At 71.2% G+C, this 12,976-nt stretch carries 14 protein-coding genes; 6 read left to right on the forward strand and 8 right to left on the reverse strand.

Annotated elements, in window-relative coordinates; genetic code table 11:
• Positions 1 to 204: 204 nt before the first annotated feature.
• Positions 205 to 2,559, forward strand: coding sequence for a LuxR C-terminal-related transcriptional regulator (locus AB0K73_RS16890; protein WP_360515662.1), 2,355 nt, complete (start codon positions 205 to 207; stop codon positions 2,557 to 2,559).
• Between the two features lie 215 nt (positions 2,560 to 2,774).
• Here AB0K73_RS16890 and AB0K73_RS16895 read toward each other — a convergent pair whose 3' ends face one another.
• Positions 2,775 to 3,764 (reverse strand): DUF5937 family protein, encoded by a 990-nt coding sequence (locus tag AB0K73_RS16895; protein WP_360515665.1) that lies wholly within the window; start codon positions 3,762 to 3,764, stop codon positions 2,775 to 2,777.
• A 91-nt stretch (positions 3,765 to 3,855) separates the two neighbouring features.
• On the opposite strand from AB0K73_RS16895, the gene AB0K73_RS16900 reads away from it, so the two are divergent.
• Complete coding sequence (locus tag AB0K73_RS16900; protein WP_360515668.1) at positions 3,856 to 4,251, forward strand: cupin domain-containing protein; 396 nt, start codon at positions 3,856 to 3,858, stop codon at positions 4,249 to 4,251.
• 26 nt (positions 4,252 to 4,277) lie between these two features.
• On the opposite strand, the gene AB0K73_RS16905 is transcribed toward AB0K73_RS16900, so the two are convergent.
• Positions 4,278 to 4,946, reverse strand: a complete 669-nt coding sequence (locus AB0K73_RS16905; protein ID WP_360515671.1) for a DUF6766 family protein — start codon at positions 4,944 to 4,946, stop codon at positions 4,278 to 4,280.
• A 210-nt stretch (positions 4,947 to 5,156) separates the two neighbouring features.
• Between AB0K73_RS16905 and AB0K73_RS16910 the strand changes: the two genes are divergently transcribed.
• A complete protein-coding gene (locus AB0K73_RS16910) occupies positions 5,157 to 6,422 on the forward strand; it encodes a cytochrome P450 (RefSeq protein WP_360515674.1) in 1,266 nt (421 codons plus the stop codon).
• 30 nt (positions 6,423 to 6,452) lie between these two features.
• Here AB0K73_RS16910 and AB0K73_RS16915 read toward each other — a convergent pair whose 3' ends face one another.
• The 3 genes from AB0K73_RS16915 to AB0K73_RS16925 form a co-directional block, all read right to left on the reverse strand.
• Entirely contained in the window at positions 6,453 to 6,893 is a 441-nt protein-coding gene (locus tag AB0K73_RS16915) for a VOC family protein (RefSeq protein WP_360515678.1), read from the reverse strand.
• A gap of 32 nt (positions 6,894 to 6,925) precedes the next feature.
• Positions 6,926 to 7,138 (reverse strand): hypothetical protein, encoded by a 213-nt coding sequence (locus AB0K73_RS16920; RefSeq protein ID WP_360515681.1) that lies wholly within the window; start codon positions 7,136 to 7,138, stop codon positions 6,926 to 6,928.
• 96 nt (positions 7,139 to 7,234) lie between these two features.
• A complete protein-coding gene (locus AB0K73_RS16925) occupies positions 7,235 to 7,807 on the reverse strand; it encodes an XRE family transcriptional regulator (protein WP_360515684.1) in 573 nt (190 codons plus the stop codon).
• Between the two features lie 70 nt (positions 7,808 to 7,877).
• Between AB0K73_RS16925 and AB0K73_RS16930 the strand changes: the two genes are divergently transcribed.
• Positions 7,878 to 8,858 carry an NAD(P)/FAD-dependent oxidoreductase gene (locus AB0K73_RS16930; protein WP_360515687.1) on the forward strand — a complete coding sequence of 327 codons (981 nt, stop codon included), beginning with the start codon at positions 7,878 to 7,880 and terminating at the stop codon, positions 8,856 to 8,858.
• On the opposite strand, the gene AB0K73_RS16935 is transcribed toward AB0K73_RS16930, so the two are convergent.
• Both AB0K73_RS16935 and AB0K73_RS16940 read right to left on the reverse strand, forming a co-directional pair.
• Positions 8,842 to 9,597, reverse strand: coding sequence for an NAD(P)H-binding protein (locus AB0K73_RS16935; protein WP_360515690.1), 756 nt, complete (start codon positions 9,595 to 9,597; stop codon positions 8,842 to 8,844). The two genes, AB0K73_RS16930 and AB0K73_RS16935, sit on opposite strands and share 17 nt — an antisense overlap.
• Positions 9,594 to 10,028: a hypothetical protein gene (locus tag AB0K73_RS16940; RefSeq protein ID WP_360515693.1), complete on the reverse strand. Its 435-nt coding sequence runs from the start codon at positions 10,026 to 10,028 to the stop codon at positions 9,594 to 9,596. The genes AB0K73_RS16935 and AB0K73_RS16940 overlap by 4 nt, the downstream gene beginning before the upstream one ends.
• 155 nt (positions 10,029 to 10,183) lie before the next feature.
• Between AB0K73_RS16940 and sigJ the strand changes: the two genes are divergently transcribed.
• A complete protein-coding gene (sigJ, locus tag AB0K73_RS16945) occupies positions 10,184 to 11,092 on the forward strand; it encodes an RNA polymerase sigma factor SigJ (protein WP_360515696.1) in 909 nt (302 codons plus the stop codon).
• Positions 11,093 to 11,096: 4 nt separating this feature from the next.
• Here sigJ and AB0K73_RS16950 read toward each other — a convergent pair whose 3' ends face one another.
• Entirely contained in the window at positions 11,097 to 11,648 is a 552-nt protein-coding gene (locus AB0K73_RS16950; RefSeq protein WP_360515699.1) for a CGNR zinc finger domain-containing protein, read from the reverse strand.
• 59 nt (positions 11,649 to 11,707) lie between these two features.
• On the opposite strand from AB0K73_RS16950, the gene AB0K73_RS16955 reads away from it, so the two are divergent.
• Entirely contained in the window at positions 11,708 to 12,955 is a 1,248-nt protein-coding gene (locus tag AB0K73_RS16955) for an MFS transporter (RefSeq protein ID WP_360515702.1), read from the forward strand.
• Positions 12,956 to 12,976 lie beyond the last annotated feature (21 nt).

Here is a 12,976-nt window from a genome sequence, read left to right on the forward strand (position 1 = left end):
CACTGACGCCGATCGTTGGGTACGGTGACACGCTCACGGCATCCTCACCCTCTCGTCGACCCTCATCACCTCAGCCGGTCGTGCCGGGTGCACCCCGCCGGGTGGAGCTCGCCATCTGGGCCCACGAGACCGGCCGTCTGGCCTGACCCCGTATTCGGGGGTCGCGCCGGTGCGCATGGGCCCGGGCGGATCTAGACTGGCGCCGTGTCGGGCCAGCGACTGACGCCCCGTGAGAGCGCCGTCCTCGCCGCCGTCGGGCGGCGACTCAACAACCCCGAGATCGCCGCGGAGTTGTTCATCTCGGTGCGCACCGTCGAGAGCCACATCGCGAGCCTCAAGCGCAAGCTCGGGGCCGAGACCCGGGCCGACCTCATCGCGGCGGCCGGCGTACAACGCCAGCGTGCGGCATCCGTACGGCTCCCCCGCACTGCCTTCGTGGGCCGCGACGCCGAGCTCGCGGCCATCGCCGACCAGCTCGAGACGCACCGCTGGGTGACCGTGGTCGGGCCGGGCGGGGTCGGCAAGACGCGCCTGGCGCTGGAGTTCGCGAGCCGGGGCGAGCGGATGCCGCTGGTCGTCGAACTCGAGCACGCCGAGCCCGGCGATGTGGTCGCACGCATCGCGCGAGCGCTCGACCTCGAGGCGGGACCCGGAGCGGATGCCGCGACGCGAGTCGCCCTGGCACTCGCGGCGCACCCGTACCTGCTCGTGCTCGATAACGTCGACCGCGTCGGCCGGGCCGTGGGCGAGATGGTCGCGAGGGCGCAGCAGGTGGCACCCGACCTGCGGGTCCTGACGACCTCGCGGACCCCCATCGGCGACGCCGTCGAGTCCGTGTTCCCGCTCGTCCCGCTCGCGACGGACGGCCCGGATGCCGCGGCCGTCGCCATGTTCCTCGACCGCCTCGGTGCGGTGGGTCGCGCCGCCGCGGCACCCATGGCGTTGTCGACCGCCCAGCCGTCACCCGCCGACCGCGAGGTGGCGGAACGTGTGTGCCGGCGCCTCGACGGACTGCCGCTCGCCCTCGAACTCGCCGCCGCGGTGGCCCGGCACCTCTCGCTCGAGGAGCTCGCGAGTCGCCTCGACCGCGACTTCGCCACGCTCGACCGCGCGGCCCCCGAAGGCCGCCACCGCACGCTCGAGACCGCGTTCGACTGGACCTGGGACCTCCTCACCGACGAGGAGCGCGAGGTGCTCTGCCGGCTCGCCGCACTGCCTCGCACGTTCGACGTCGACCTCGCCGTCGCCGTCACGCATCCGGGAGCCGAGGGGGTGCTGGTGCGCCTGCTCGACCACTCGATGGTCGTGCCGACCGGCGGGCGGCCCCGACGGTTCCGCCTGCTCGCCGTGATGCGCGAGTTCGTGCGGGCGCGCACCGATCCCGCGGTGATCCGCGAGGTGCTGCAGCGGCACGCCGAGTACCTCGAGGCGGTCGTCACCGAGTTCGTGCGGCACGCCCGAACCGACGACAGCGCCGAGGCCGTGCACACGTCGGAGACCCTCTGCCCCGAGGTGAACGCGGCGGTGCGCTGGGCGCTCGCGGCGGGGCATCCGGCGGCCGTCACCCTTGCGGCCTCCCTGGCCATCGGGGTCGAGCAGTACGGCTCCGACGTCGACAGCGTGCGCACGCTGGCCATGGCGGCGAACGACGAACGGGTGCGCGCAGGGGCATCCGCTCAGCAGTTGCTCGACCTCGGCATCGGGCTCTCGTTCGTCGACGTGCACCTCGTCGACGAGCTCTCGCGACAGGCGCTGGCGCGCGCCGACGACCCACCCTCGCGGCTCGCGGCCAACCACCTCGCGGGGCTCGCCGACGCCTACTCCGACCGGGTGGCCGACGCGTTGGCGCACCTCGACGAGGCCGAGCGGCTCGCGATCGAGCTCGACGAGCCATGGCAGCTCGCCGCGGTCCGCCAGATGCGCGGGGTCGCGTACTGCCACACGTCCCCGCCCGACTTGGCCCGGGCCGTCGTGGAGTTCGAAGCCGCGATGCGCGGCTACTCCCTCGTCGGCGACGCCATGCACGCGAACAACGCCCGGTTCATGATGGCGTTCTCTGCCGCCGAGGACGGACTGGCGTCCGACCAGGCGGCCGAGTGGGCGGCCGAATGCGCCGACTACGCCGTGCGCACCGGCAACGTGCACGAGCTCGCGCACGCACACCTCGTGCAGTCCATGCTGCGGGCGGATGCCGCCGACCCCGACGGTTCGGATGACGGGCGCAACTCGAGCGAACTGGCCGACCTGTCGGAGCTGACGGGGACGTTCCGCCGCCTCGGCGACCTGCGCTGCGTGACCCGCAGCCTGATGCTGCGGGCACGGCTCGGTGGTCTCGCCGACCGCGTGCCCCTCCTCGCGGAAGCGGCCGACGTCGCCCATGCGGCGGGCGATCCCGCCCACGAGACCACCGCGCTCGGTCGCCTGGCGGCCGCGCACTGGGAGCGCGGCGATCGCATCGCGACCCTCACCGCGCTCGACCGCCTCGGGGCGGTCGCGGGAGCGGACGCCGCGGCTGCCGCGACCCCGCAGGAACTCGCCGAGGAGCGTGTCGCGGGCTGAGCGCCCGGACACACGGGACACGTGTCCCGTGACAGCGGGACTCCCCGGCTGTCACCATGATCGGATGACCCGCGCCCTCGCCACGAGCCGCATCGCGACGATCGTTGCGGTGTGCGCGTCGCTCGTCGCGGCGGTCGGCGCGCCGCTCGTCGTCGCCGGGGTTCGCCTGGTGGCCGCGCGCTGAGCGCGCCTGAGCCTGCGCCACCTCGCCACCCTCAGATCGTGGCGCCGACCAGCGCCTCGCCGAGCGGGGTGCGCACGTGCAGCACGCGGGCGCCGTCACGCGTGCTCGCGACGAGGCCGCTGTTGCGGAGCACCGTGAGGTGGTGCGACGCGGTGGACACGGCGATGCCGCAGTCGGCGGCGACCTGCGAGGTGGTTCGCGGGTCGTACGCCGTGAGCAGGATCTCGGCGCGAGCCGGGCTGAGCAGCGCGCCGAGCGAGCGCGACGCCGCCTCAGGATCGCGCGCCCACGTCTCGGTCACGCCCTGGGCCGGGTAGAACAGCGTCGGCTGGGCGGGCGGCTCGGTGAGCACCGCGCACCGATGCGAACTCATCACCGAGGGCACGAGCACGAGGCCGATTCCCCGGCAGTCGACGAGCTCGCTGTGCCGTCGCAGGCGCACCCGCACCCCGTCGCCGTGCCACGTGACCGACTCGTGCAGCGCCCGCACCATCGAGGCGATGCCGTCGGTCGCCACCCGCCGCGCACGTACGGCGATGTCGGCACGCAGGATGCGCTCGAGCTGCGGCCAAACTGGTGCGATCAAGGCGTCCCAGAGCTCGGTCCAGGCATCGGCGATCCGGTCGAGCGAGTGCTCCGGATGCTCCATCATGCGCGCGATGGTCTCGTGCCGGCGCCCGCTCGACCGCGCGAGCATCTTCGTGAGGTCGGCACGGAACAGCTCGGCCGGCACGTCGCGCAGCCGCTCGGCCTCGTCAGCGGGCGACATGTCCCAGCTCGGCGTCGCCGTGAAGAAGTCTGGGAAGTACCCGTCGGCGCCGATCACGGTCGACATCAGCTCGAACGGCTCGCGCGGGACCCGGTCGCGCACCGAGCGCAGCCACCCCCACTGCATGGGCTGATCCTCGGGCCGCTGCAGCACACGGACCGAGTTGCAGAGCTCATGACCCGGCGAGACGCCGAACCGGATCGCCGAGATGTCGTCGGGCGCCAGCCGGAAGTCCACGTACTTTCGATCCACGTCGAAATGGTATCGGCGTCGGATGCCGTGGCGGGAGCCTGTCGGCAACGGATGGCGACGGGTCATCCGGAACCTCGAAAGGACCATCACCATGACGCTCGCAGACCTCGAGAACGCCGCCGACGCCGCCTCGACCCTCGCCGCACTCGTGCACGCGGAGGCGCTCCGCGTCGGCACCGGACGCACCCTGCGCTTCGAGGGCCGGGATCACGGTTCGGCGATCTCGTACTTCCTCGTCGACAACGAGCCCGGCCAGGGGCCGGACCTGCACCGGCATCCGTACTCCGAGACGTGGATCGTGTTCGAGGGTGAGGCTCGCTTCACCGTCGGCGACCAGCAGTTCATCGCGACCGCCGGCGACACGGCCACCTGCGCACCGGGACTCTGGCACGGCTTCAAGAACGTGGGCACCGGGCGCCTCAAGGTGCTCGGCATCCACCCGTCGGACACGATCATCCAGGAGTTCGCCGACGAGACCGACGCCTGAGGTGACGGGCCACGGCGTCCAAGCCGCTACGCCGAGACGTCGGTATCCGCGTGAGGCGCGCCGACGGGCTTCGACTCGGGTGATCCCCGCTGACGCAGGTAGATCGAGAGCGCGATCATGCTGCCCACGGCGAGGAACTCCGACTGCCAGTTCTGCAGGGTGCGATTCCAGAAGTCGGCGGAGACGAGGTACTCCCCCCACGTGAGAAGGTCCTGGCCGTGGTCGACCTGCTCGGCGTTGAACACCACCATCCCCGAGATGGACTGGGCCAGCCACGAGAGCAGGAAGATGGTGCCCATCACGAGGAGCAGCGAGTTCGAGAAGAGCGTGTGACGCCAGTCGGAGACCTTGGCCCACTTCGGCGAGTCGGCGCGTGCGTGCTGCTTGACCAGTTGCTCCTCGTCGGTGCCGACGCCCTCCTGCCCGGGGGGCTTCGACTCGGGCGAGCCCTTCTGCACGAGCCAGATGGTGACGAAGATGAAGAGGAAGAACTGCAGGTACTCCGACTGCCAGTTCTCGGCCACGTCGACGACGAACTCCGAGGACGTCACGAATTCGCCCCAACTCACCGGCGGTTCGTCGTGCGACACCTGCTTCTCGTTGAACTCGAAGAGCCCCGCGATCGACTGGCCGATGAGCGCCAGGGCGAAGATCACGCCGAAGGCGATGCTGAGTCCATGATCCCGAACGCGCATGCGCTTCACCTCCCCATCAGGCCGATGGCGAGCATGTACACCAAGCCCACTGCGATGACCACGAGCCACGATGTGAAGACGACGCTCATGTGCCGACGGTAGCCCTCGGCATGTGGGGTCCGGCAACCGGATGCGGAGCGTCGCGGAAGCGGGCTCTCATCTCCCGTCAAGCCCCTGACCGTGCCGCCGGCGTCGGGCTATCAACGGAGCATGGCCGAGCTGCGCACTCCGGATATCAGGACCATTCCACGATCGAAGGCGATCGACGACTCGTACGCGTTCGTCCGCGACGGATATCTCTACGGAGACCGGCGATTCCGACGACTGGGCTCCGACGTGTTCACGGCACGGCTGGCGGGGCGGCCCGTCACCGTGATGTTCGGCGCTGAGGCCGTGGGCATCTTCTACGAAGGCGAGCGCTTCTCGCGCGATCGAGCCATGCCGGCGTCGGTGAGGCACCTTCTGCAGGACGAGGGCAGCGTGCAGGCGCTCGAGGGCTCGCCGCACCGCCATCGCAAGTCGATGTTCATGCAGATGCTCGAACCGGCATCCATCGACGAGCTCGTGAGCAGGTTCGACGCCGAGTGGTCGGCGGCGGGCCGCCGCTACGCCGGGCGCACCGTCTCGCTCTACGACGTCACCGTCGACGCGCTGACCCGCACGGTCGTGGGATGGTGCGGCATCCCCCTCCATGCGGTGGACCTGCCCGAACTGGGCGGTGCGCTCGCCGCGATGGTCGACCGGGCGGGGAGCTTCGGTCCGGTGAACTGGCTGGCGCGCGCACGACGTCGGCGAGTGGAGCAGTGGGCGGCCGAGCTCATCCTCGACGTGCGACGGGGCCGCCTCGAAGTCGCCTCGGGGTCACCAGTGGAGCAGCTCGCCCTCGCGACCGACGTGGATGGCACGCTGCTTCCCGAAGACATCGCCGCCGTGGAACTTCTCAACGTGCTCCGGCCGACGGTGGCCGTGAGCCGGTACCTGGTCTTCACGGCGCACGCGATGCATCACCATCCAGACTGGCGCTCGCGCGTCACGACCGACCACGAGATGGCAGGGCACTTCGCCAACGAGGTGCGACGACGCTACCCGTTCTTCCCGCTCATCGCCGGCACGGTGCAACGCCCGTTCGAGTGGCGCGGACGTGACTTCGAGCCGGGCGAGTGGGTGATCCTCGACCTGTACGCGACGAACCACGACAAGCGGCTCTGGTCGGAACGCAACCAGTTCCGTCCCGAGCGGTTCGAACGCTGGTCGGGCGACCCGAACACCCTCGTGTCGCAGGGCGGCGGCGACGCGGCGACGGGCCACCGCTGCCCCGGGGAGGCGGCGACCATCGCACTGACGACCCGTTTCGCCGAGTTGATCGCGCCGGAGCCGCCGTTCACCGTGCCCGCACAGGACCTGCGCATCAGCCTCCGGCGCATCCCGGCACTGCCGCAGGACCGTTTCCTGGTGGCGTTCGCCGAGCGGCCGTAACCGACGACAGCCGGCGGGCCGGCGCCCGAGTCAGGCGCCGAGTGCGCCCGGCGTCTCCATCACGTTCGTGCCGTCGGACAGTGTCTCCGACAGGACGCCGAAGAGGTTCCGGTCGGGGTCGAACAGGTAGGCGACCCGACCCACGCCCGGCATGTCGTTCGGCGCCACCGACTCGGTCGCGCCGATATCGATGGCCTTCGCGAACAGGTCGTCCACTTCTTCGACCGCGACGACGATGTTGCAGCCGTTCACGGGTGCGCCCGGCTCGGGGCTCGGTCCCTCTCGCGGCGAGAGGCCGCCATTGATGCCGTATCCCGGTTCCTCACCGATCGATCCCTCGCCGGTATCGATGAGCCAGTAGTCCATGTCGCCCACGCGTGTGAACTTCCAATCGAAGAGCGCCGAGTAGAAGTCGATGAGCCGCTCCGGCTCCGATCCGTACATCTCGAAGTGCGGGACGAGATTCGCCATGATGCTCCCCTCAGGTATCGATCGCGCTCAGGCTACGCCCGGTTCGGGTCCGATCTCCAGACCCCCGTGGCGGCGGCCTTCGCAAGCCCCTCGCGAATCCTGAGCGGGCGGCGCAGCATGGCCGTGATGGTGCTGACTGGCAGGCCCGGAAGAGCCGGCTCCGACATCGCGAATGCGTCGACGGCACGGTGGAGCGACGGGCGCGTCGCCGCGGCGGTCGGCGCCGCCTCGAGTCTGCTCGTCATCGCCGGGTCGTGGATCCCGGCTTCGTGCCGACCGAGCGCGTGGAACTCGAGTCCGACGTGGTGACGGTGTTCGAGCGCGGCCCCTGAGGGGTGCTGCTACGCGTTCCGCAGGTGCACTCGCTCGCCCTGGGTGCTGAGCAGGTTGATCACCTCGGCGGGCGCCTCCGACGCACTGGCGAACCCGTGCGGCACCCGGGTGTCGAACTCCGCAGCCTCGCCCGCCTCGAGCACGAGCTCCTCGTCGCCGAGGGCGAGCCGCACCCGCCCGCTCAGCACGTACACCCAGTCGTAGCCCTCGTGCGCGCCCTGCTCCATGGGGGCGTCGGGCGGATGCCCCGGCAGCACGATCTTGTAGGCGTGCACGTCGGGGTTGCTCCGCGTCAGCGGGATGATCGCCCGGCCCTTGCGGAAGAACGGCTTCGGATGGATGCGCGGGTCGGCGATCTGCGGTGCACCGACGAGGTCGTCGAGGCTGGCCTTGTACGCGGCGGCCAGCCGGATGAGCAGGTCGAGCGTCGGCTTGCGGAGGCCCGATTCGAGACGCGAGAGCGTTGAGACCGAGATACCCGTCTCGGCCGAGAGTTCGGCGAGGGTCGAGCCGCGTCGCCGGCGGAGCTCGCGCAGGCGCGGCGCCACGGCGTCGAGCACCTTGTCGAGATCGTCGGTCACGGGAGCCCACCCCTTTGCTGTTCCGGCAACGCTTGTTGCGGTATCTGCAGCCTACGTGCAGAGTGAGCGCATGCACAACGAATCCATGCAGAACACGTCTTGGGATGCCATCATCATCGGCGGCGGCAGCGGCGGACTCAGCGCGGCCCTCATGCTCGTGCGCGCCCGGCGACGCGTGCTCGTCGTCGACTCGGGTGCGTCCCGCAACCGCTTCGCTGCACACATGCACGGGGTGATCGGCCGTGACGGCTGGTCGCCGCTCGACCTCCTCGCCACCGGTCGCACCGAGGTCCAGCGCTACGGCGGCGTCGTCATCCCCACCGAGGTCGTCGGGGTCGAGCGCGCCGTCGAGCGTGCCGACCCGGGCTTCGATGTCACGCTCGGCACCGGCGAGCGCCACCGCGCACGCCGGCTCCTCATCGCGACCGGCCTGCGCGACGAACTCCCCGACATCCCCGGCCTCGCCGAGCACTGGGGCAGCGGCGTCTTCGTGTGCCCCTACTGCGACGGCTGGGAGTGGCGCGACCGACGCATCGGCGTGCTCGCGACCGGCCCGATGTCGCCGCACCAGGCGCAGCTGCTCCGGCAATGGTCGCCCGAGGTCACGTTCCTCACGAACGGCGCCGAGTTGGCGGACGACACGGTCGCCGAGTTGACCGCACGCGGCATCGTCATCGAACCGCGTGCTGTCGACGGCACGAGCACCGACGCCGACGGACGGCTCAGTGGCATCCGCCTCGCCGACGGCGACACCGTTGCGGTCGACGTGATCTTCCTGCATCCGCGAGTCGTGCCGAACGATGCGCTCCTCCGGGGCCTCGGCGCCGACACCGCACCGGGCCACGGCGGCGCCCCCTGGGTCGAGGTCGACGAGACCGGGCGCACCAGCGTGCCCGGCGTCTGGGCGGTGGGCAACGTGGTGAATCCGAGCGCGTCGGTGCCCGTGGCATCCGGGGCAGGCAACATCGCGGGTGCCACCATCAACGCCGACCTCATCGAGGAGGAGATCCGGGTGGCCGTCGAGGAGACCGTGCTCACGCCCGGCGGGTGAGCGCGGCGCCGATCCAATCGCCGAACGTCTGCCGGCCGAGGACGGCGCCAGGGCTCGCCAGCAGCGTGCCGTCGCGCATGGCCCGCCCGTAGGCGCCAGGGAGCGGCACCTCGACGATGAGCGCCCGAACACCGGCCGCGGCCGCGCTCCGGCGCACCAGGTCGACCATGCGCTCGACGCGTGGCCCGGCAAGATCCGGCACCCGGCCGACTGGCGCACCCGTCGCGAGCTCGACGAGCCGCTCGGCGACCTCCCGCGCGGCCACCGGCTGCGACTGCATGCGGGGCACGACCACGAACGGCCCGAATCGCATGCGCTGCAGCAACTGCGCCCCGAACTCGTGGAACTGCGCAGCGCGCAGGATCGTCCACGGCACCGGTCCGCGCACGATGAGCTCCTCCTGCAGCACCTTGCCGGCGTAGTAGCCGTACGGTGCCCGGTCGACGCCGATGATCGAGAGCGCGACGTGGTGGCCGACCCCGGCCGCTGCCTCGGCGTCGAGCAGGTGGCGCGTCGCGGCGCCGAAGAACGCGCGCGACGGGGCATCCGACAGCGTCTGCGTCGACGCGACGTCGATGACGGCGTCGACGCCCGCGAGCGCGTCGGCGAGGCCGGTGCCGGTGACGAGATCGACGCCGGCCGAGCGGCTGAGGGTCACGGGCTCGTGGCCCCGCTCGCGGACGACGTCGACGACGTGACGGCCGACGGTGCCCGTTCCTCCGGCGATGGCGATCTTCATCGGGTCTGCTCCAGTTCTGCATCGGTGGTGATCCCGGTGCGGATGGCCCGGGCCGGGAAGAGCAAGGGGATGCTCAACACGATGGGCGTGGCGAGTGCGATCGGCTGAGCGATCACGTCGATGAGCGGCAGGTGATCGAGGTGGCCGAGGTGAAACGCGAGGTGCGGCACGGAGAAGACCAGCCAGGCCACGCCGACGGCGACCGAGGCATCCGCCCGCCGTTGCAGCGCCGCCACCACGCCCGCGGCGGCGAGCGCGAGGTAGAGCGCGCCGACGTCGCGGACGAAGTGCTCGTTGAAGGGTCCCTCGCTCGCCCACGGGGCGAATCCGAGGCCGGGGAAGGACTCGCGGAACTCGCGGGGGCCGACGAGCGCCCAGAAACCGACGACGATGCCGACGGTGTTGAGGATCCAGAGGATGATGCGTCTCAATGTGGTGTTCACACCAACTACGACCGCGCGGCATGGCGGAATGTGAGGCGCGAGCAGATTCGGCATCCGGCCTCACGGTTCGACCCGCAGTCTGGTCTTGAATAGTGAGGGGCCGCAACTGCCGGATGCCCCGCCGCCGACCCGTGGGAGGAACCATGCGCGAGCCCGAGTCCGAGGCCCTGGGCGAACTGCTCGACGAACGCGATCACCTCATGAATCTCGCGTTCCGCATGCTCGGTTCACGCAACGACGCTGAAGACGTCGTGCAGCAGACGTACGTGCGCTGGTTCCAGCTGACCGATGCCGAGCGCGAGGCGATCGAGCGGCCGCGGGCGTGGCTCACAACCGTGGCCTCCCGCATCTGCCTGAACATCCTCGACTCGGCGCGGGTGCGTCGCGAACGGTACGTCGGCGAGTGGCTGCCCGAGCCGCTGCCGGCCATGACGACGGATGTCTCGAGCGCGTCGGCGCCCGCGGTCGATCCGCTCGACCGCATCACGCTCGACGACTCGGTGAGCATGGCGCTGCTCGTGGTGCTCGAGTCGCTCACGCCGGCCGAACGCGTCGCCTTCGTGCTGCACGAGGTGTTCGGGGTGCCGTTCGCCGAGATCGCTGACATCGTGGGCCGCTCGCCCGAGGCGACGCGGCAGCTCGCCTCGTCGGCGCGCCGGCACATCCGCGATGTGCGCTCGCGGCCGACGGATGCCTCGGAGCACGCGCGACTCGTGACGGCGTTCCGGCTCGCCTGCGAGAACGGCGACTTCGAGGCGCTGATCGGGATCCTCGACCCCCAGGCGACGTCGGTGAGCGACGGGGGCGGCAAGGTGCGGTCGGCGCTCCGACCCGTGGTCGGCGCGGACAGCGTGGCGCGTTTCATCCTGGGTGTGCTGCGGAAGGCGCCCGACTTCACCGCCGAGGAGCAGGACGTCAACGGCGAGCCGGGCCTCGTGGTCAGCCGCGGCGATCAGGTGGTCGGGGTCGTGACGCTCGGCATCGACGCCGGACGCATCCGCGACATCTGGATCGTGATGAACCCCGACAAGCTCGAGGCCTGGAACCGCTGACGCGCTACGTGCGAGTTTCGGCCCGCTGCTTGCGGTAGTGCCGCAGGGCCTTGTCGCGGCCGCCGCACATCTCCATCGAGCACCAGCGCCGGCTGCGGTTCTTGCTCGTGTCGACGAAGAGCCAGCCGCATCCGGGGCACTGCTTCACGCGGTCGAGTCGCGGGTCGGTCATGAGCTCGACGGCGGAACTCGCGAAGGCGGCCCGCAGTGCGGGGCCGTCCCAACGGTCGGGCCAGTCGCGGCGGAAGCCCTCAGCCTCGGCGGTGTAGCCGTGGCGCTCGAGGCCCTGGGCATGTTGCCGGGTGACCTCGCGTAGCGCTCGCTGATCGACGGATGTCGCATCGACGTGCGCGGCGAACACGCCGAAGATCGCCTCACGCAGGTCGATGAGGGCCGCGCGCTCGGCCTGGGTGAGCGGTCGGGCGAGCTCGAATCCGAGGGACGCCGCCCAGTCGCCCGCGGTGCGGCCATCGGCGAGCCAGTCTCGGTCGTCGTGCCGGTCGGGCACCGAGTTCGTGAGCTCGAGGCACCGCGCGTTGGCGACGTGTTCGAACACCAGGCTCGGCTCCTTTCACCGGCAAACGTCTGTTGACAGGTTACACCCACCCGAGTAGCTTGACCAGTGAAACGCAGTTGACCGGTGAGGTGAGCATGAACGCGGCGTTCCGTTGGCTCTGGTTCGGCGCCGGGGCGGCGAACCTCGGCGACGGGCTCGTGCTCACCGCGCTCCCCCTCATCGCGCTCAGCGCCGGCGCGTCGGCAGGCGAGATCGCGCTCGTGACGACGCTCATGACGCTCGCCTGGCCGGCGTTCGGCCTGCACGCCGGATGGATCGTGGACCGTATCCCGGTGCCGCGACTCCTGGTGCTCGCGAACGCCGGGCGCGTCGTCGCCGTCGCGATGCTCGCCCTCGGCATCGCGCTCGAGGGCCCGGTGGTGCCCCTCGTGTTCGCCGCGGCCCTGGTGTACGGCATCGCCGAGACCCTCGTCGACACGTCGCTCATCGCCGTCATCCCGACCGTCGTGCCGCCGTCGCGGCTCACTGCGGCGAACTCCCGCATGGAGGCCACGGTGAACGTGGCGAACCAACTCGCAGGGCCACCCCTCGCGGGGATCCTCGTCGGCGTCTCTGCCGCGGTCGGCGCCGTGACCGGGAGTGCGCTGTACGCCCTCGCCGCCGTCGCGGCCCTGATGCTCGTCCGGCGGGTTCCGACACGCATCCGTGTCCCGGAGGAACCCCGCGGGCGGGTGCGCGACGGGCTCACGTTCCTGTGGCGGCATCCGCTGCAGCGCGACCTCACCCTGCTGACGGCCGCGATGAACCTCGTCTGGAGCGCCTGGGCCGCGGTCTTCGTGGTGCACGCGGTGGCGCCCGGCCCGTTGGCGCTGACGCCCGCGGGATACGGGTGGCTGCTCACCGCGATGGCCGCAGGCGGGATCGCGGCGTCGCTCGCGACCAACGCGCTGCAGCGCCGATTCGGCACTGGCGTGCTGCTCTTCGTGGACTGCCTCGGCACGATCGCGCTCGTGCTGCCCTCGGCGCTCAGCGCCGAGCTGTGGATCGTCGCGGCAGGCCTCGTCATCGCGGGCGCCGGCTCGAGCGTGTGGCGCATCCTCGTCGCCGTCATCCGGCAGCAGGCCACGCCCCCCGAGCTCCTCGGGCGGGCCTACGCCGCCTCACGCGTCATCAGCTGGGGCGCGCTGCCGCTCGGTTCGGCGCTCGCCGGGCTGCTGGCGGCGGTCGCGGGCGTTGGCGCGGCCCTCACCGCGGCGAGCGCCGTGGCCATCATCGTCGCCGTGGCCTTCGTTCCGGTCTGGGTCGTGCGGATGCCGCATCCGGAGCCCGGTCCGGCCGACGTGTGAGCGCAGGCATTCGGCCGAACA

The sequence above is a fragment of the Agromyces sp. NPDC052230 genome (assembly GCF_040679595.1).
GTDB lineage: Bacteria > Actinomycetota > Actinomycetes > Actinomycetales > Microbacteriaceae > Agromyces.